Source organism: Pseudomonas sp. HPB0071 (assembly GCF_000478505.2).
GTDB classification, from domain to species: domain Bacteria; phylum Pseudomonadota; class Gammaproteobacteria; order Pseudomonadales; family Pseudomonadaceae; genus Chryseomonas; species Chryseomonas luteola.
In genome coordinates this window covers 312601-331931 of the sequence record NZ_KI517367.1, presented here as the reverse complement: position 1 = coordinate 331931, position 19331 = coordinate 312601, and the positions used below count along the sequence as shown (strand labels likewise).

The following is a 19331-nucleotide window of genomic DNA, read 5'->3' as shown; positions in this document are numbered from 1 at the left end:
TGTTGTACTAACAGATACTTATTCTTTTATACCTCGGGCAGATCGTTTCCTAGCCTTATCAGTCTACTAAGTATCCGGTTGGCTTGTGGACGCCAACGTTAACGTGGAGAGGACTGTATCTATGGCAATCAAGCATTTTGAACATTTCGAAGCGATTTCATCCGCCGTACCTGCGCAAGACGGCTTTGAAGCCGTGATTGGCGTTAAGGCCCGAGAGGAAGGAAGTCAGCCTCATTTTCATCGAGTAGCCACTGAGCGGCATTTCGACTTGGCATCCGAGGCTGAAGAAGCTGCTGACGCAGCGCTTAGCCGGGTAGTTGAAGTCGCTGAGGATGGCAGTCTTATCTGGGAAGAAAGTACCCGCTGAGCGAGGAAGCTCTATGGATTCGGTCGATAAGGGAAAAACGCCTGGTCTTACCGCTGAGGAAGAGCAGGATGTCAGTGAGAACCAGCCGCCTCGCGCGGCGGTTCTCCATGAAACTATCAGAAAGCAAGGCGAGCAGGAGCTTGAGAGAAGTAGCAGTGCGCTTTTCTGGTCTGCTCTGGGCGCAGGACTAACCATGGGCCTTTCGCTGATAGCGATGGGGCTTTTGAATTCTCATCTCCCTAAGGGAGAGATAAGCAAGCTTATTTCGAGCTTTGGTTATTCGGTGGGTTTTCTGGCCGTAATTCTGGCTCGACAGCAGCTCTTTACCGAAAACACCATTACGGCGGTGCTTCCTGTAATGACGCAGCCGTCATTGCATATGTTCAGGCAATTGCTGCGGTTATGGGGCATCGTTCTTATAGGTAACTTGATCGGCACATCGCTCATTTCCTATGTCGTGCTTTACCTTCCTCTGTTCGAACCCAGAGTCGATGCGGCCTTTCTGGAGATAGGCCGGAAAGTAATGGAAAATGGCGTACCAGAAATGTTTTCAAAGGGAATCATTTCTGGATGGATGATCGCAACCATGGTCTGGATGATATCGTCAGCAGAGCATGCCAAGATTTGGATAATCATTGCGATCACCTACCTGATGGCTTTGGGTGACTTCACCCATATTATTGTGGGGTCGGCTGAGGTGGCTTATCTGGTGTTTTCCGGCGAGCTTTCATGGACAGAGTTCGGGCTTGTCTTCGTTGGGCCTACCTTGGCGGGTAATATTGTAGGCGGAACGTTTATTTTTACTCTTCTCAGCCATGCACAGATACGAAGCGATACACCATAAAAAAGGCCCTTGAGGGGCCTTTTTTATTCATAGTGCTTTTACGTTACTCTTCTATCTGACCCATGGCGGTAGTGTTGAAGCCGCCATCGACATAAAGAATTTCGCCGCTGATGCCTGACGCCAAGTCCGAGCATAGGAAGGCACCGGCGTTGCCGACCTCTTCAATGGTCACGTTACGACGCAGAGGGGTTTGGCGCTCGTTAGCTGCAAGCATCTTGCGGAAGCTCTTGATGCCCGAGGCCGCTAGGGTGCGAATGGGGCCAGCCGAGATAGCATTAACGCGAGTGCCTTCTGGGCCAAGGCTGCCTGCCAGATAGCGGACACCTGCCTCAAGGCTGGCCTTGGCCATGCCCATGACATTGTAGTTGGGCATGGTGCGCTCTGCACCCAGATAGGACAGGGTCAATAAGCTGCCGTTGCGGCCCTTCATCATTTCGCGTCCCGCCTTGGCCAGCGCAACAAAGCTGTAGGCACTGATGTCGTGAGCGATACGGAAGCCTTCACGGGTTGTCACTTCAGTAAAGTCGCCGTCCAGCTGATCGCCGGGTGCAAAGCCAACAGAATGAACGATGATGTCCAGGCCGTCCCACTTCTTGGAGAGCTCTGTAAACACCGCTTCGATTTCTTCGTCTTTGGCAACATCGCAAGGGAAGCACAAATCGGCATTGGAACCCCAGCCAGCCGCGAACTCTTCAACGCGGGACTTGAGCTTGTCGTTCTGATAGGTAAAGGCCAGTTCGGCACCTTCACGGTGCATCGCAGCAGCGATACCGGAGGCAATGGACAATTTGCTGGCGACGCCTACGATCAGGACGCGCTTACCGGCGAGAAATCCCATGTGTTTTCTTCCTCTTGGTTAATAGGCAGGGGCGGACGATGCAAGTGCCGCATCCAATAACTGCCGTGTATACGGGTGCTGAGGTCGTTGAAAGACATCTTCAGCACTCCCTTGTTCTACAACCTGGCCCGCTTTCATCACCAGCAGTTGGTGACTCAGCGCTCTTACAACAGCCAGGTCATGGCTGATGAACAGATAAGTCAGATTGTGTTTGGCCTGCAGATCGCGAAGCAGGTCCACGACCTGCCGCTGAACTGTCCTGTCGAGCGCTGAGGTAGGCTCATCCAGCAAGATCAACGAAGGTTTCACTATCAGGGCCCGGGCAATGGCGATGCGTTGCCGTTGCCCACCTGAAAACTCGTGAGGATAACGATGGCGGACCTCTGGATCGAGTCCTACCTCCCGTAATGCCCCGATTATTGCTGTCTCCTGTTCTTCTGGTGTTCCTATGCGATGGATTCTCAGTCCTTCTCCCACGATGTCGCTAACGGACATACGTGGACTCAGACTACCGTAAGGGTCCTGAAAGACCACTTGCATCTGTCGCCGCAACGGTCGAATTTGGGCAGAGGATAGCTGATCGAGCGCCTGATTGCCGAAGCGTATGCGGCCGCGGCTTTCCAATAGACGAAGAATGGCCAGGCCCAATGTGGTTTTACCAGAGCCGCTCTCACCCACAATGCCCAAGGTTTGACCTCGTGGAACCGCTAGTGAGACGTCGTCAACGGCTTTTACGTGATCAACCGTTCGACGAAACAGCCCTTTACGAATCGGAAACCAGACGCTCAAATGTTCAGTAGCCAGTTCTACAGGTGCAGGATGGCTGGGAATCGGATCGCCACTCGGCTCCGCTGCCAGCAGTAATTGTGTGTAAGGATGCTGTGGATGTTGAAACAGCGTCTTGCACGTTTCCTGTTCGACGATGCGACCACGTTGCATGACACATATCCGATCGGCAATCTGACGTACCAGGTTCAAGTCATGGCTGATAAGCAGGATCGACATGCCTAATCGCTTCTGCAGATCTTTCAAAAGGTGTAGAACCTTTTGCTGAACGGTGACATCCAGTGCAGTAGTGGGCTCGTCAGCAATGAGCAGATCCGGCTCGCATGCCAGCGCCATGGCAATCATGACGCGCTGGCGCTGACCGCCCGAAAGCTCATGTGGGTAAGCTGAAAGGCGGCTGGCTGGATCGGGAATGCCTACCAGATCGAGAAGTTCGATCATACGCTTGCGTGCGGGAGGACCTTTCATGCCTTTATGCAGCGCCAGGACTTCGCCTAGCTGCTTATCGAGCGTATGCAGTGGGTTGAGGGACGTCATCGGCTCCTGAAAGATCATGGCGATGCGATTCCCGCGTATTCCGTACAGTTTCCTTTCAGGCAACTTCAGCAGATCTTGGCCACCGTACAGGATACGGCCGGCAGGATAGTGGGCGGTGGACGCTGGTAATAAACGCAGCAACGAATGGGCTGTTACAGATTTGCCCGAGCCGCTTTCACCGACAAGAGCCAAGGTCTCGCCAGGGTAAATATCGAACGATACCTGCTCGACTGCACGAACTACCTCTTGTCCGTTGCGAAATTCGACGCACAGATCACGCACTTCAAGCAATCGGGTGGTCTGCTGGGCAGAAGACGCCACGTTATTTTCGGGGGTCGAATGCATCGCGTGCCGCCTCGCCAATGAATACTAGAAGGCTTAACATCAAGGCCAATGTCACAAAGGCCGAGATGCCCAGCCAGGGCGCCTGCAGGTTTTCTTTACCCTGAGCGATCAGCTCGCCCAGGGAGGGTGCACCAGCCGGAAGCCCAAACCCTAGAAAATCCAGGGACGTCAAGGTTCCAATTGCTGCCGTGAGCAGGAAGGGAAGAAAGGTCATGGTAGCGATCATGGCGTTTGGCAAAATATGATGAAACATGATCGCAGGATCTTTCATGCCGAGCGCGCGTGCCGCACGTACATATTCAAGGTTACGGCCACGCAAGAATTCAGCGCGCACAACATCTACCAGAGACGTCCATGAAAACAGCAGCATGATGCCCAGCAGCCACCAGAAGTTAGGCTGTACAAAACTGGACAGGATGATCAGTAGGAACAGCACGGGCAGACCTGACCAGATCTCCAGAAAGCGCTGCCCTAGAAGATCTACCCAACCGCCGAAATAACCTTGTAGCGCGCCTACAAGCACGCCAATCAGGCTGCTGCCGATGGTTAGAATCAAGGCGAATAGGACCGATATGCGAAAGCCATAGATGATACGGGCCAGAACGTCTCTTGCCTGATCATCCGTCCCCAGCCAATTTTGTGCTGAGGGTGGGGCGGGGGCTGGGATATTGAGGTCGTAATTGATGCTGTCGTAGCTGAACGGAATGAGCGGCCATACCATAGAGGCTGCTTTTTCAGTCATCAGCTTTTCGAAGTAGGGGCCTTTGTAATTGGGCTCCAGAGGAAACTCACCGCCAAAGTCGGTTTCGTTGTAATGCACCAACGCAGGGAAATACCACTGATCATCGACATGAATGACCAAGGGTTTGTCATTGGCAATGAGCTCTGCGCAGAGACAAAGAACAAACAGGACGATAAACAGCCAGAGCGAATACCAGCCTCGTTTATGAGCCTTAAAGCGACTCCAGCGGCGTTGATTGAGGGGGGAAAGACGCGGCATCAGTAGTCTCGGCTTTCGAAGTCAATGCGAGGATCGATCAGCATATAAGTCAGGTCGCTGATTAATTTGGTCACCAACCCGAACAGAGTGAATAAAAACAGTGTTCCGAATACGACTGGGTAATCCCGGCTCATGACTGACTCGAAGCTAAGCAGCCCGAGGCCATCCAGGGAAAAGATCACTTCAATCAATAATGAGCCGGTGAAAAATACGCCCAGTAATGCCGCAGGGACACCTGATATGACCAAAAGCATGGCGTTTCGAAAAACATGCCCATAAAGGACGCGACGCTCTGTCAGACCTTTGGCCCGTGCGGTGATGACATACTGCTTATTGATCTCGTCCAGAAAGCTGTTCTTGGTCAATAACGTAAGCGTTGCAAAGCCGCCGATCACAAGGGTGGTTACCGGGAGCGCCAGGTGCCAGAAGTAGTCGACGATCTTGCCACCTAGCGTCAGTTCCTCGAAATTGGGTGACGTCAGGCCGCGCAGTGGAAACCATTGCAGATAACTGCCGCCCGCAAACAGTACGATCAGCAGGATACCGAACAGAAAGGCCGGGATCGCATAGCCAATGACGATGGCAGAGCTAGTCCATACATCGAACGTACTGCCGTGGCGGATAGCCTTGGTAATGCCGAGTGGAATGCTGACCAGATACAGAATCAGTGTGCTCCACAGGCCAAGGGAAATTGAGACCGGCAACTTTTCCAGGATAAGGTCAGTTACTTTGGCGTCCCTGAAAAAGCTCTGGCCAAAATCCAGTTGGGCATAGCTTTTTATCATCAGCCAGAAGCGCTGCGTTGCAGGTTTATCAAAGCCGTATTGCTTTTCGAGCTGCTTGATCAGATCCTCATCCAGGCCCTGGGCACCGCGATAATGTGTATTGCCATGCTCTGCCGACTCGCTCCCGCTGCCCGTAATGCGGCTTGTTGCGCCACCCGCGCCCAAACCTTGCAGGCGAGCCATGGCCTGGTCAACAGGGCCGCCAGGAGAGGCCTGAATAATAATGAAGTTGATGAGCAAAATGCCGAACAGCGTAGGAATAATCAGCAGCAATCGCCGCAGGGCGTAGGACAGCATCAGGGGTTCACCTGCGACGTTTTGCGTGCCGTATCGCTGACTTGCCACCAAGTCATAAGGCCGAAATCGGAGTCGGGTTGCTTAGCGGGGCGTCCGAAGCGGTTCCAGTAGGCAACTCGCCAGCGGTCGGTATACCAGTTGGGAACGACGTAATACCCCCAAAGCAAGGCGCGATCTAGCGCTTTGGCATGGGTAATTAGTGAAGCACGAGTATCGGCGCCGATTAGCATCTCCACGAGACGATCGATGGCAGGGTCCTTCAGTCCGAGCAGATTACGACTTCCAGGGTCATCTGCACTGGTTGAGTGCCAGAAGTCACGCTGTTCATTACCGGGCGAGCTGGACTGTGGCCAGCTGAAAATTGTCATATCGAAGTCGCGGGAGCGTACACGATTGACGAACTGGGATACATCTACCCGCCGAATAGCCAGGGTGATACCAACTTCCGCGAGGTTGCGTTTGTAGGGCAGCAGCACTCTTTCAAAGGCGGGTTGGGCCAACATGAGCTCAAAGCGCAATGGATTTCCTTGTGTATCCACCATGCGATCGTTTTCGATGTGATAGCCCGCTTCCAGCAAGAGCCGGTACGCCTCTCGTTGTTGCGGTCGGACAATTCCGCTTCCGTCGGTACGGAAAGGCTCTAGCGATTGGCTAAAGACTTGTGGAGGCAGTTGATCGCGTAGAGGTTCCAGAATCTTCAGCTCTTCTGGGTCGGGTAGTCCCCTGGCAGCCAGTTCGGAATTTTCGAAGTAACTATTGTTGCGTGTATAGGCGCCGTAGAACAGTTGACGATTGCTCCATTCAAAGTCGAACAGGAGCGCAATAGCCTGGCGTACCCGCTTGTCCTGAAACATGGGACGGCGCAGGTTGTAAATAAAAGCCTGCATGCCTTGAGGCTCATGATTAGGTATTTCTGCCTTGACGATGCGTCCTTCTCTCAAAGCCGGCGTTTCGTAAGCGGTTGCCCAATTCTTGGCGGACATCTCCTGGTTTATATCGAACTGATTCGCCTTGAACGCTTCCAGTCCTACGTTCTGGTCACGGTAGTAGTCAACCGTGATAGTGTCGAAGTTGTAGAAGCCCTTGTTAACGGCAAGATCCTTACCCCACCAGTCTTTTACACGCTCAAGCCTAAGCGAGCGCCCGGCCTGCAGGCTGGCGATTCGGTAAGGACCGCTACCAAGAGGTGGTTCCAGAGAAGACTTCCCAAAGTCCCGGCTGGCCCACCATGCCTTAGGCAGAACCGGTAGCTGCCCCAGAATAAGAGGCAGCTCACGATTTTGGGTTGTCTTGAAGTCAAAACGGACCACCAGCCGGCTCTCAGCTTTGACTTCTTTTACATCCGCGTAATAGCTGCGGTAGAGCGGATCGCCCTGATTGACCAAAGCGTTGAAGGTGAACACTACGTCATCAGCCGTGACTGGTGTTCCATCATTGAATCGAGCCTGGGGACGCAGGTAAAAGCGAGCGTAGCTGTTGTCAGAGGCTTTTTCGATCTTTTCGGCCAGCAACCCGTATTCGGTGAAAGGCTCATCCTGAGCATGAAATGTCAGTGTTTCATAAATCAGGCTGATCTGGGCAGGGGGCGTTCCCTTGTTGTTGAAGGGATTGAGCGTATCGAAACTACCGAAGCCGGACAGGCGTAGGTTGCCGCCTTTAGGAGCATTTGGATTGGTGTAATCAAAATGACTAAAGTTTGCTGGATACTTGGGGGCCTCATCATACAAGGTAACTGCATGCTGAGGGGCAGCATGGGCGTTACCATACACCAGCCCTAGCGCGGCGGCGAAAAGAGCGCCATGAATCCAGGCAGAAAAACGAAGGGCCATCTTAGCGCTCATTGTATGTGTCGGAGAGGCTGGCTTGATCATAAGCTGTACGGCCAGGCAGAACTCTTTCTGTAAGGCGTTGAGCAGTAACGGTACCAGTTCGCTTCAGCAGGAAAAAGAGACGTATATGAGTGCCTGTGACGCACCAGGACCCATCAATCGAGATACAAAGTCAAGGTTTGGCCAGGCGTGAGGTTTTTTCCACTCTTGGGATTCCACTGCTGGATAGATTGCAGTTGTACATTGAAATGTTTAGCAATCATGTACAAGGAGTCGCCGGGCTTGACTCTATAGTACGTCACGTTCTGGCGCGATTTGCTGCTGTTGGCTAGCTTGCTTGCTTTCACCGGTGCGCCATAGAGCTTGAGTACCTGGCCTGCCCTAAGGCCCTGCTTGCCCAAATTGTTCCAGCGTTTCAGGTCGCCCAGCTCGACCTTGTTGTCGCGAGCGATGGTCCAGAGATTATCGCCACTTCTGACCCGGTAGGTACGAGTCACCGGCTCCTCAACAAGGGCGGCAACGTCTTTCTGGCTAGTGACTGGTGAAATACTACCTGATACGCGAGGAAGCATCAGTCTCTGGCCTGCAGCCAGTCGGCTGGACTTCAGCTTGTTGAGTGACAGGATCTGTTGAGTGCTTACGCTATAGCGATTGGCGATAGCGCCCAGGCTATCACCACGGCGCACCGTGTATTCCTGCCATTTTACGATCGCTTCAGAGGATTCGTTCGCCAGGTTTTCGAGTAATAACTCGGCTTTTTCTGCCGGAATCAAGAGCTGTTTGGGTCCGTCCATGGTAACCCGACGGGTATACGCCGGGTTCAGGCGATATAGTTCGTCCTCATCGAGATCAGCCAGCTTGGCAACTTTAGCAAGATCTAGATGCTGCTTGATCTTGACGACTTCGAAATAGGGCTCGTTGGCAATCGAGTCCAGTTGGATGCCGTATGATTCCGGGTTCATGATCAGCTGGGAAACGGCCAGCAGCTTGGGTACGTAGTCCTGTGTTTCCTGTGGAAGCGAAGACAGGTTCCAGTAGTCAGTAGGCAATCCAAGCTTTTGGTTGCGTTCAATGGCGCGACCTACAGTACCCTCGCCGGCGTTATAGGCTGCCAGTGCCAGTAGCCAGTCGCCATTGAACATATCGTGGAGTTTGGAAAGATAATCGAGCGCTGCGTTGGTAGACGCTGTGATATCCAGTCGTCCATCGTACCAGCGAGTCTGTTGCAGGTTGAAATAGCGCCCGGTAGTGGGAATGAATTGCCAGATCCCGGCCGCCTCGCTGCGTGAAAGCGCAAAGGGGTTGAAGGAGCTTTCTACAATCGGAAGCAGGGCAAGCTCAAGGGGCATATTCCGCTCTTCAAGCCTTTCGACAATATAGTGCAGGTACAGTCCGCCCCGGTTAGCCGATTTTTCGATATTGGCCGGGTTGCTGACATACCAGAGCCGCTGCTGCTCGATACGGGGATTTACGCCGATTTCGCTTTGCAGCTGAAAGCCACTGCGCATGCGATCCCAGATATCCTTGGGTGCCTTGTTCTGGGTGCCGAGCTTTATCCACTCGGGCTCCCGATGCATATTGATATTGCTGCTCAGGCTGTCTTCTGGGAGATAGCGTTCCTGGTCTTTAGGCGCCATTCCCTGACAGCCCGCCAGGAAGACAGCAAGGAAAAGAGCAGAAAGTTTCGCGGTGCGAGCCAGTCCGTCTACGTCGGCATTATGTGGCGGCTGTGGCGGCATTAGCTGAGTGCATCCCCGGATAAATTTGCGCGATTCTAGGAATGCCGCTCCGCAGGGTCAAGATTGACTAGTCCTCAGAAATGATCTTTCCATGCGCGTAAGGTAGTAAAAACCTCTACTTCCGAGCGGGTTGGAAAGCCATTTCTTTCGTCCGCAGCGCGTTTGACAGAAGGGGTTGAACAGCGCATGAACGGGTTCGTAGCAAGCTCTAGCTCTAGGGTAGAGGGGAGCGTCATTTCGCCTCGCTCGCGCATGGCCTCTACCTGCCTGTATCGTTTGGTCAGCTCGTTATTAGTCGGTTCTACGGCATGAGCAAAACGCAAGTTGTTCAGCGTATATTCATGTGCACAGTACACTTTGGTCGTGGGCGCAAGCTGAGCAAACTTACGCAACGAGTCATGCATTTGTGCAGGTGTCCCTTCAAACAATCGGCCGCAGCCGCCTGCAAATAGAGTATCGCCGCAGAACAGCAAAGGCTGAGCGCCGGTACGAACATAGGCAATATGGCCCAAGGTATGTCCAGGAACATGCAGGACGTGAAAGGGGCGCTCAAAAACTTCAAGGCTGTCGCCTTCATTAAGTGCGGTGTCCAGACAGGGTACGCCTTCCAGTGCCGGACCGTAGACGTGGGCCGCTGTCGCTCCTTTGAGCGCCTGCACACCGCCTACGTGATCGTGATGGTGATGAGTGAGAAGAATGTCTGTAAGCGTCCATCCGGGATGCCGTTCCAGCCATTCAAGGACAGGGGCAGCATCGCCTGGATCTACCACGGCACAACGTTTGGAAGACGGATCCTGCAACAACCAGATGTAGTTGTCGGAAAAGGCGGGAAGGGCGTCTATCTGAATCATGTGCGGTAACTACCGTTAGATGTGCAAAATTGCATATTAGGCGTTTATGAGTTTCAGAAGCGAGCACTAAAACAGTGTCGTGCGTTTATCGCTTGTCGGAAGTCTGCAAGCAATTATGAAAAGATACAGTCTTCATGTGTAGAACTGGTTAAAGTCTGTAGATTGCTGTCCATCGTCGGGGACACTTGCTGTTTGGTATCGAGGGTGCCGCCTTGGTGCTCAAGCGTCTCTAAATCCAGGTGCTCTATAGCACCTCTGGAGGAAAAGCATATGGTAAATGACGCATTCGCCCAGGCTGATGAGCGTTGGTTGACGCTGATGCGCTCGGCTCGCCAGTGGCTTGATGGTCCGTTGGGCCAGTTAATGATTGAGGAAGAGGAGCGCCTGCTTTCCGAGGAGCTGAAGCGCCACTTTGGAGGTTATTTAGTCCACTATGGCCCCTCCTTGAAGATCCCGCCAGGCGCAGACCAGTTACGTCATGGTGTGCGTCTCGGGCCGCCGTTGCCAGGTGTCGATATCGCCTGCGAAGAAGGTGCCTGGCCGCTGGGTGAAAATGCAGCAGATGTGGTGTTGCTCCAGCACGGTCTGGATTTCTGTCTTTCACCCCATCGCTTGTTGAGAGAGGCTGCCCTTAGCGTAAGGCCCGGTGGGCATCTGCTGATTCTTGGTATCAACCCTTGGAGTACCTGGGGAGTCAGGCATTATTTTGCCCGCGATGCGTTTCGCAAGGCCCGTTGTATTGGTGCCAGCCGTGTAGCTGATTGGTTGGCATTGCTGGGATTCGCGTTGGAGAAACGTCGGTTCGGGTGTTATCGTCCGCCGCTTTCTTCGCCGGTTTGGCAGAATCGTTTGTCTTGGTTGGAGCGCAATCGGGAAGGCGAGCCCTCGCCAGGTGCAGGCTTCTATTTATTGTCGGCTCGCAAGCTGATGGTCGGGCTTCGTCCCTTGCCACAGACCCGCCGTGAACCCCGTGGAAAGCTGATTCCCATGCCGGTTGCCAAGGTGAGCCGTCGCGAAACGAGCGGAACGAATGAGTGACATCGTAGAGATCTACACGGACGGTGCCTGCAAGGGAAATCCTGGCCCTGGCGGTTGGGGTGCCTTGCTGGTCTACAAGGGCAACGAGCGGGAACTGTGGGGCGGGGAGGCCGTTACGACCAACAATCGAATGGAGCTGATGGCCGCCATCCGCGCGCTTGAAGCGCTCAAGCGTTCATGTCACGTACGAATCGTGACAGATTCCGAATACGTGATGCGTGGTATCACAGAATGGTTGCGTGGCTGGAAGGCTCGCGGCTGGAAAACCGCTGCCAAACAGCCGGTCAAGAATGCCGATTTGTGGCAAGCCCTCGATGCCCAGGTGGCTCGACATGAAGTCGAGTGGGAGTGGGTAAGAGGACATACCGGGCATCACGGTAACGAGCGGGCTGACCAGCTGGCTAATCGTGGTGTTGATGAAATCCGTGCCCTGCGGACAGTGTGATAGGTGACTTTAGATGCGTAGCGTAGTACTCGATACGGAAACAACCGGTATGCCCGTTACCGACGGGCACCGAATCATCGAGATTGGTGGTGTTGAGGTTATTGGTCGTCGACTGACGGGCCGGCATTTTCATGTCTACCTCAATCCTGATCGCGAGATTGACGAAGGTGCTATCGCCGTTCACGGCATCACCAGTGAGTTCCTGGCGGACAAGCCGCGCTTTCGTGACATTGCAGAAGAATTCTTTGAGTTTATCAAGGGCGCTGAGCTGATCATTCATAACGCCGCGTTCGACATCGGCTTTATCAATAACGAGTTTCGTCTGCTAGGTGATCGACCTGAGTGGGCAGAGATTACAGATCATTGCACGGTACTCGATACCCTCATGATGGCGCGTGGGCGTCATCCAGGTCAGCGTAATAGCCTGGATGCGCTATGCAAGCGTTATGGAGTGGATAACTCGAACCGCGAGCTGCACGGCGCCTTGTTGGACTCTGAGATCCTGGCCGATGTTTATCTGGCCATGACCGGCGGGCAAACCTCCCTCTCTCTTGCTGGGCAGGGGCAGGAAGGTGATGGAAATGACAGCGGTATCAGCCCGATTCGCCGTCTGCCAGTGGGCCGTGCCAGGACACGAGTCATCACGGCAAGTGAGGCTGAGTTGGCTGATCATGCTGCGCGTCTGGCTGCCATTGAGAAGTCTGCAGGCGCCCCAGCGTTATGGGCTCAGATGGAAGAGCAAGCCACCCAGCATTAACCTCTTTTACACCTTGGCGGTTTAGGTGAACTGCCAAGGTTGTTTCCCTATCGCTATGCCTTTCCAGCTGAACAGTTCCTGTCAAAATGTCACGCAGACGCTCGTAAACGCCTGTTTGGCACATCAGTGCAAATATTTCGAATTATCAACTGAACCGTATTGCTTTATGATGTGACTAAAGTCGCAGTATGAGTAGCGGCATATCGCTATCAAGGCAAGGCGGCTTTTGATTGTCCGCTACCCCGTTTTCGAGAATCGTTCCAGCTTGGAAGAGGAGCAGATGGAAGAATTCAGCGCGTTCCGTCTTGAGCGTGTCGATAAGGTCGCTCATGTGATTATCAATCGACCCGAAAAGATCAATGCCATGAACGCCGAGTTCTGGCAGGAGATACGCAGTCTCTTTCATTGGGCCGATCAGGAACGTTCAGTACGGGCCGTTGTGCTGTCAGGCGCAGGTCCTCATTTTTCTTCCGGTATAGACCTTTCGTTACTTGGCGAGACCGCCGGTCAGCTTGGACGTGACGTAGGCCGCAATTCGGAGTTATTACGCTCCAAGATTCTTGAACTTCAATCGTCTTTCAACGCAGTCGATCAGTGTCGCAAGCCGGTTCTGGCTGCTATCCAGGGATATTGCCTGGGTGGCGCTGTTGACCTGATAGCCGCATGCGACATGCGTTATGCCACAGCCGGAGCTCAATTTGCCTTGAAGGAAATTGATCTAGGCATGGTGGCTGACCTGGGCTCATTGCAACGCCTGCCTCATCTGATCGGTGAAGGCATGCTGCGAGAGCTGGCTTACACAGGGCGATCTTTCAGTGGTGAGGAAGCGTATTCCATGGGGCTGCTCAACCGTATCTATGCAACGGCTGAGCAGATGATGGAAGACGTATTTTCATTGGCGCATACCATCGCTGCCAAATCACCGCTGGCTATACGCGGTACTAAGACGATGATTGGTTATATGCGTGATCATCGGGTAGATGAGGGGTTGGATTACATCGCCACATGGAATGCGGCAATGCTGCAATCAACCGATTTGCGTATCGCATTGGCGGCGCAAATGAGCAGGCAAACTCCGGAGTTCCCGGACTGATGGCAAGCGGATGTAGCGCAGGAGGCGTTTGACGGTATGGTTACCGGAGCGAGAGCACTGAGTCTGGTGCGCGACGAATTGTTCGCGACCATCGATCAGGCTGAACAGAATTTAGAGCGTTTCATTATGGAGCGGCACTGCAGTAGTCTGCTCCAGCGTGCCGTCGAATGCATTCATCAGATTCGCGGTGCCCTGTCCCTTATTGAGCTGGCTGGAGCCGAGCTGCTCGCCCACGAAACATTTGAGCTGGTGACTGACATTCCGGCAGGTGCTGGCGCAGAACGTGACGACCATTTGATGGCGCTCTGTCACGCCCTGCATGTGTTGCGTCGTTACCTTGAGCAGTTCCGCAGCCGTTATGAAGAAATGCCGGAGCTGTTACTGCCTGCTATTAACGAGTTGCGTCGCGTGACGGGGCAACCCGCGTTACCTGAATGCTATTTCTTCACGGTCCGGCTGGATCTGCCGCGTAACCCTGTCTCACGTACTGATGACTTGTCTCTCAGCGAGCAGCGCGGTCTGGCGCGTCGCATGCGGCAAATGTATCAGATTGGCTTGCTGGGCCTGCTTAAGGAGCAGAACCCCAAGGCGAGCCTCAACTTGATGGAGCGTGCACTGACGCGCCTCGACCATCTTTTATGTGATCAAGCGGGAGCAAGGCTGTGTTGGGTCGGTGCGGCTGCCATTGAAGCTTTTCGAGAGGGCGACCTGCTACTTCACCGGACCCGGAAGCAGCTGTTTTCGCGTCTTGACCGTGAGCTCCGTCAGCTGTTGATGGTACCGGAGTACGAACCGCCTCGTAGTATCCTAAAGGATCTCCTGTACCTTATCGCCTTGTCGGAAAGCTCGGGTGCCCGCGCTGAAGAGCTGCGAGAAGCGTTCTCCATCGATACGCTGCCTTATACCGACGCGATGCTCGACAGAGAATATCGCAGGCTGACAGGACCAAGCCAGGCGGTTATGCAATCGCTTTCGCAAGCGATTCATGAAGAGTTGGCAACCGTTAAGGAACTGCTGGATCTTGTAGAACGGCGTGTGGCTGAGCCTGATGCGTATGCCCGACTCTATATCCAGCTGGGTATTCTGGCGAAGACATTGATCATGGTAGGACAGCCTTCCGCGGGTCAAGCCCTGCAAGCACATTTGCCCGTGCTGAATCAGTGGGCCAAAGCCGGAGCGGTGGAACAGGTGCAGCTCGACAATCTCGCCGATGCCATCCTTTATGTGGAAAGCTTGGTTTCCTGTTTTGAGCACGAAACCGACAAGGAAACCTGCCCAGTACCCGCGTCGCCAGGGCAGGAGGGCGAGTCGTTTGGCAACCACCTGTTGAACGAGGCCCAGATGCTGCTGCTGGCTGAAGCCAAGACAGGGCTTTCCAATGCCAAGCAATCCATTTCGGCGTATCTGGACGCCAGGGGTGAAGCCATACACCTGGCCAATGTCCCTGCAACGCTGCATAACGTGAGAGGTGCTCTGTTGTTTCTGGAGCATGCCCGTGCGGCGGAGCTGACTGGTATCTGCGCCCAGTATATTCAGGCGCATATGGTGAATAATTTGAACATGCCGACTGCTTCGCTACTCGAAGTACTGGCGGATGCATTGAGCAGCATCGAGTTCTTCCTTGAAAGCGGTGCAATGGCGTCCCGTTCTGGGCAGCCCGATATCCTCGAGCTGGCTACAGAGAGTGTAAGTGCCCTAGGGTGGAGGCCTGTTGCCGCAGCATGAGTCATTGGGAGCCGGGTTGCCTGGACCTGTCAGGCAGTGTTGATAGTTTGATCATTGTCCATAGTCCGATGGGTTTTCTGACCCGAGAAGACAATGTTCTGTTTTCTCAGAGTTCTCCGTTTTTAAAAGAGCTGACAACATCCGGTATCTACGGCTTGGGCTATTTCGATGGCCAGGCTGTTGCCCTGTATGAAGTCGTGTCTGCTCCCGAGCTTGAGGGTCATGAGTGGCAGCCTCTTCGCCCGTTGATGCTCAAGGCCGAGCATGCCGTCTTCAAGATGTTGGGTTATGCCGCACAGATTGGCACCTGGGCCAATGACCATCGTTACTGTGGCCGCTGCGCTACGCCGACTGCGATCATCAAAGGACAGCGCGGGCTTAACTGTCCTGCCTGCGGGCTGACCCAGTATCCGCGCCTGTCGCCCAGCATCATTGTGCTGATCACTCGGGGTGACGAAGTCTTGCTGGCGCGTTCTCCGCGTTTTGCACCGGGCGTTTACAGTACCTTGGCGGGGTTTGTAGAGCCAGGTGAGACCATCGAGGCGTGCGTGGCGCGTGAGGTCAAGGAAGAGGTAGCCGTCGACGTCAAGAACCTGCACTACCTGGGAAGTCAGAGCTGGCCCTTTCCTCACTCATTAATGCTGGGCTTCCATGCCGAGTATGCTGGCGGAGATATTGTTTGCCAGCCGGAGGAAATTGAAGATGCCCAATGGTTCAAGCTGGATAATCTGCCCCAGCTGCCAGCCAAACAGTCCATTGCCCGTTTCCTCATAGAGCTTTATATCGCTCGCAGGCTAGGCATGCCCGAACCAGTGTTGCCAGACTAAACGCGCCGTCAGTGCCAGTACGACTAGAATAAACAGGGGGCGTATGAATTTTGCGCCTCCGGCTATGGCGGTATGGGCGCCCAGGTAGGCGCCAAACATCAGCGAAATACCCATGGTCAGTCCAAGCATCCAGACTACTTGGCCAAGGCAGATAAACACCGCCAGGGCTACGCCATTGCTGACAAAATTCATCGTGCGCGCTACGCCGCTGGCCCTGACGAGATCGATCCGGTAGAGAATGAGTGTGCTGATCGTCCAGAAAGCGCCCGTGCCTGGTCCGATCAAACCATCGTAAAACCCCAGTCCCAGCCCTTGTGGCCATTGCCGCTTCCGAGGGATCTGAGCATCAGCATCCAGCGGAGCTTCAGGCAACCGACCAAACAGCAGGTAGATACCGCATCCGAATACGGCGAGCGGAAGTAGCCGGTCCAGCCAATGTGCAGGAAGATAATGTGCGCCGATTGCACCGACGGCTGCGCCCAGTGCGGTAGCGCTCAGGGCATTTTTCCATTTGAGAGGCGTAAACAGTTTCTTGCGATAGAACGTATAGGCTGCCGTTGCGCTGCCAAAGGTCGAACTCAGCTTGTTCGTACCCAGTACCAAGTGAGGAGGCACGCCAGCAAGGAGCAGGGCGGGAACCGTTAGCAGGCCGCCTCCGCCAGCAATGGCATCGATGAAGCCTGCAAGAAAGGCAACGGCCGCGAGGATAATAAGTGTGATGGGTTCAAGCGCAAAATCATAAGGCATAACTACAGCTCGACAAGACCGCTATCCCGGCGGGGCGGGCCGTATAGTGCCTAATAATGGAGGGGTTAGAAAGCCCAGGCGGTTATGCCAAGAGGCCACCGTCGACGTTTAAGATCGTACCGGTGGTATAGCTTGACGCATCACTGGCAAGGTATAGCACTGCGCCAGCCATCTCGTCCGGTTGTGCGACACGCTTGAGCGGAATCTGCTGAAGCGCCAGATTGAGGATGGAGGGGTTATTGACCAGTGCCGATGCAAAGCGTGTATCGGTAAGGCCGGGAAGCAAGGCGTTGCAGCGGATGCCAAAACTGGCGCATTCCTTGGCAAAGACTTTGGTGAGGTTGATAACCGCCGCCTTTGTGATGGAGTAAACACCCTGCATGAGGCCCGGCGAAACGCCGTTGACCGAGGCTATGTTAATAATGCTTCCGCCCGTGCCGGCTTGGCGCATCAATTTGCCCGCCTCGATGGACATGAACAGATATCCGCGGATATTGACATCAACCGTCTTTTGAAATGCCTCGGCGTCCGTGTCGAGAATATGCCCGAACTGCGGATTGATAGCGGCATTGTTAACCAGGATATCTAAAGAGCCAAAGCGCTCACCGATGTGGATAAACGTCTGCCTGATTTGATCAAGGTCCCCGATATGGCAGGGTATGACGGTTGCCTGACCGCCAGCTTGGTTAATCGCGTCTGCAACCGATTGGCAGCCGTCGGCCTTGCGGCTGGATACGATGACATGAGCACCCTGCGCAGCGAGCAAATGGGCGATAGCAGCACCTATGCCGCGGCTTGCGCCAGAGACAAATGCTGTCTTGCCGGTAAGATCGAACGCTGCGCTCATGTCATTTCTCCGCTATAAAAAAGCCGGAGCATGCTCCGGCTTTCACGTGCTTAGTTAGGGAACAATTCGCTGAGCTTCATGGCCAGCATCATGTTGCCTTCGGCGCGAACCTTGCCAGCCATGAAGGCCTGCATGCCATCCGTTTCGCCAGAAACGATGCCTTTGAGCGTGTCGGTATTCATGATGAGCGTGCAATCCGGCTCGTCAGCATTGCCTGCCTTGACGTCGCAAGTCTGATCTTTCACAACCAGGTGATAATTCTCACCATCTTCGATGTCAAACTGATAAGTGAGATCCAGGCCGGCGGCCGCATCAGGATTGAACTTGCTTTTCAGGTTTTCGATGATGTCAGCACTGCTCATATGCAGAATCCTTAGGGGTCGTACATGAATGCGGACGCGTCCGCGGTTAGCCCAGCCGCTCATCAGCGGCAATGAATCGAGAGTAGGGTGGCTAGTGTTCGCTGTCAATGGAAAATCATACGGTTGTTTGAATACGCTATAGTTGCCTGGGTGTCCCGCTGGCTGGCAAGCGTAGCCATGAGTATGCTTAGTGGATCAAGAGTCGTGGATGAGCGGAAGGCTTGTCGACAGTAAGGAGAGCATGTGGATTTTTTTGCGGATTACGCCAGTTTTCTAATTAAGACCGTTACGGTTGTCATTGCCATCATGGCGGTGCTGATTTTTATCGCTGCCCTACGCAGTAAAGGCAAGCGTGCCACGGGAGGACACCTTGAAGTCCAGAAACTGAATGATTTCTACAAATCGCTAAGGCTCCGCTTGCAGCAGAGCGTCCTTGACAAGGAACGCTTCAAGACGATGCGCAAGGAGGAGGCGAAAGCAGAAAAGGCCAATCGCAAGAAAGGGGCTGCCAAGAGCCACGTCTATGTGCTGAATTTCGATGGCGACATCAAGGCGTCTGCCACTGAGCAACTGCGCCATGAGGTGACGGCCGTATTAACGATGGCAACTTCCAAGGATGAAGTGGTTGTTCGTCTGGAGAGCGGTGGAGGCATGGTGCATGGCTATGGGCTGGCAGCCTCGCAACTGGCACGCATCCGTCAGGCAGGTGTTCCGTTGACGATCTGTGTCGACAAAGTTGCTGCCAGTGGCGGATACATGATGGCCTGTATCGGTGACCGCATCCTGAGTGCGCCATTCGCCATTCTGGGCTCGATCGGTGTTGTTGCCCAGCTACCCAACGTTCACAAGCTGCTGAAAAAGCACGATGTCGATTATGAGGTTCTTACGGCTGGCGAATACAAGCGCACCTTGACGGTATTCGGTGAAAATACGGAAAAAGGGCGCGAGAAATTCCAGGAAGACCTGGAGAAAACCCATGAGCTCTTCAAGAACTTCGTGAATCGGTATCGCCCGCAACTGATCATGGATGAGGTGGCCACAGGAGAGGTATGGCTCGGTGAGTCGGCATTGGGTAAACGTCTGGTTGATGAACTTAAGACCAGTGACGAGTACCTATGCGAGCGAGCCAAAGTGGCAGAGATTTTCCAGGTTCGCTTTATTGAAAGAAAGACATTGCCTGAGCGCGTAGGTCTGTTTGCCAGCGCCACTGTCGACCGACTGGTTACGACATGGTGGGGTAGATTCACTCAGCATCGCCCTTGGCAGTAATGC

The 19331-nt window shown here is 54.0% G+C and carries 19 protein-coding genes; 9 read left to right on the top strand and 10 right to left on the bottom strand.

Features of this window, described 5'->3' with window-relative positions; all coding sequences use genetic code 11:
• Positions 1-121: 121 nt before the first annotated feature.
• A complete protein-coding gene (locus HMPREF1487_RS01705; RefSeq protein ID WP_010794871.1) occupies positions 122-367 on the top strand; it encodes a hypothetical protein in 246 nt (81 codons plus the stop codon).
• A 13-nt stretch (positions 368-380) separates the two neighbouring features.
• The gene (locus tag HMPREF1487_RS01700) at positions 381-1211 is read left to right on the top strand and encodes a formate/nitrite transporter family protein (RefSeq protein WP_010794870.1); all 831 of its coding nucleotides are present in this window, start codon (positions 381-383) and stop codon (positions 1209-1211) included.
• 43 nt (positions 1212-1254) lie between these two features.
• Here the strand turns inward: HMPREF1487_RS01700 and fabI are convergent, their stop codons facing one another.
• The 7 genes from fabI to gloB form a co-directional block, all read right to left on the bottom strand.
• The gene (gene fabI / locus HMPREF1487_RS01695; protein WP_010794869.1) at positions 1255-2049 is read right to left on the bottom strand and encodes an enoyl-ACP reductase FabI; all 795 of its coding nucleotides are present in this window, start codon (positions 2047-2049) and stop codon (positions 1255-1257) included.
• Between the two features lie 18 nt (positions 2050-2067).
• Positions 2068-3717, bottom strand: a complete 1650-nt coding sequence (locus HMPREF1487_RS01690; RefSeq protein WP_010794868.1) for an ABC transporter ATP-binding protein — start codon at positions 3715-3717, stop codon at positions 2068-2070.
• Positions 3695-4717 (bottom strand): ABC transporter permease, encoded by a 1023-nt coding sequence (locus HMPREF1487_RS01685; RefSeq protein WP_010794867.1) that lies wholly within the window; start codon positions 4715-4717, stop codon positions 3695-3697. The genes HMPREF1487_RS01690 and HMPREF1487_RS01685 overlap by 23 nt, the downstream gene beginning before the upstream one ends.
• Positions 4717-5799, bottom strand: coding sequence for a microcin C ABC transporter permease YejB (locus HMPREF1487_RS01680; protein ID WP_010794866.1), 1083 nt, complete (start codon positions 5797-5799; stop codon positions 4717-4719). The genes HMPREF1487_RS01685 and HMPREF1487_RS01680 overlap by 1 nt, the downstream gene beginning before the upstream one ends.
• Positions 5799-7628, bottom strand: coding sequence for an extracellular solute-binding protein (locus HMPREF1487_RS01675; RefSeq protein ID WP_010794865.1), 1830 nt, complete (start codon positions 7626-7628; stop codon positions 5799-5801). The genes HMPREF1487_RS01680 and HMPREF1487_RS01675 overlap by 1 nt, the downstream gene beginning before the upstream one ends.
• A 155-nt stretch (positions 7629-7783) precedes the next feature.
• Entirely contained in the window at positions 7784-9367 is a 1584-nt protein-coding gene (locus HMPREF1487_RS01670) for a LysM peptidoglycan-binding domain-containing protein (RefSeq protein ID WP_010794864.1), read from the bottom strand.
• Between the two features lie 74 nt (positions 9368-9441).
• Entirely contained in the window at positions 9442-10218 is a 777-nt protein-coding gene (gloB, locus tag HMPREF1487_RS01665) for a hydroxyacylglutathione hydrolase (RefSeq protein WP_010794863.1), read from the bottom strand.
• A gap of 270 nt (positions 10219-10488) precedes the next feature.
• On the opposite strand from gloB, the gene HMPREF1487_RS01660 reads away from it, so the two are divergent.
• The 6 genes from HMPREF1487_RS01660 to nudC all read left to right on the top strand — a co-directional run bounded on the left by HMPREF1487_RS01660 (position 10489) and on the right by nudC (position 16103).
• The gene (locus HMPREF1487_RS01660; RefSeq protein ID WP_010794862.1) at positions 10489-11256 is read left to right on the top strand and encodes a methyltransferase domain-containing protein; all 768 of its coding nucleotides are present in this window, start codon (positions 10489-10491) and stop codon (positions 11254-11256) included.
• Positions 11249-11701, top strand: a complete 453-nt coding sequence (gene rnhA, locus HMPREF1487_RS01655; RefSeq protein WP_010794861.1) for a ribonuclease HI — start codon at positions 11249-11251, stop codon at positions 11699-11701. The genes HMPREF1487_RS01660 and rnhA overlap by 8 nt, the downstream gene beginning before the upstream one ends.
• 13 nt (positions 11702-11714) lie before the next feature.
• Complete coding sequence (dnaQ, locus tag HMPREF1487_RS01650; protein ID WP_010794860.1) at positions 11715-12458, top strand: DNA polymerase III subunit epsilon; 744 nt, start codon at positions 11715-11717, stop codon at positions 12456-12458.
• Positions 12459-12738: 280 nt separating this feature from the next.
• Positions 12739-13551, top strand: coding sequence for a crotonase/enoyl-CoA hydratase family protein (locus HMPREF1487_RS01645; protein ID WP_010794859.1), 813 nt, complete (start codon positions 12739-12741; stop codon positions 13549-13551).
• A 36-nt stretch (positions 13552-13587) separates the two neighbouring features.
• Positions 13588-15276 carry a FimL-related protein gene (locus tag HMPREF1487_RS01640; protein WP_010794858.1) on the top strand — a complete coding sequence of 563 codons (1689 nt, stop codon included), beginning with the start codon at positions 13588-13590 and terminating at the stop codon, positions 15274-15276.
• Positions 15273-16103: an NAD(+) diphosphatase gene (gene nudC / locus HMPREF1487_RS01635; protein WP_010794857.1), complete on the top strand. Its 831-nt coding sequence runs from the start codon at positions 15273-15275 to the stop codon at positions 16101-16103. The genes HMPREF1487_RS01640 and nudC overlap by 4 nt, the downstream gene beginning before the upstream one ends.
• Here nudC and HMPREF1487_RS01630 read toward each other — a convergent pair.
• The 3 genes from HMPREF1487_RS01630 to HMPREF1487_RS01620 form a co-directional block, all read right to left on the bottom strand.
• On the bottom strand, positions 16071-16850 hold the full coding sequence (locus HMPREF1487_RS01630; RefSeq protein WP_010794856.1) for a TSUP family transporter: 780 nt from the start codon (positions 16848-16850) through the stop codon (positions 16071-16073). The two genes, nudC and HMPREF1487_RS01630, sit on opposite strands and share 33 nt — an antisense overlap.
• 82 nt (positions 16851-16932) lie before the next feature.
• A complete protein-coding gene (locus HMPREF1487_RS01625; protein WP_010794855.1) occupies positions 16933-17697 on the bottom strand; it encodes an SDR family oxidoreductase in 765 nt (254 codons plus the stop codon).
• A gap of 50 nt (positions 17698-17747) precedes the next feature.
• Entirely contained in the window at positions 17748-18059 is a 312-nt protein-coding gene (locus tag HMPREF1487_RS01620; protein ID WP_010794854.1) for an SCP2 sterol-binding domain-containing protein, read from the bottom strand.
• A gap of 243 nt (positions 18060-18302) precedes the next feature.
• On the opposite strand from HMPREF1487_RS01620, the gene sohB reads away from it, so the two are divergent.
• Positions 18303-19328, top strand: coding sequence for a protease SohB (gene sohB, locus HMPREF1487_RS01615; protein WP_010794853.1), 1026 nt, complete (start codon positions 18303-18305; stop codon positions 19326-19328).
• The last annotated feature ends 3 nt before the right edge of the window (positions 19329-19331 follow it).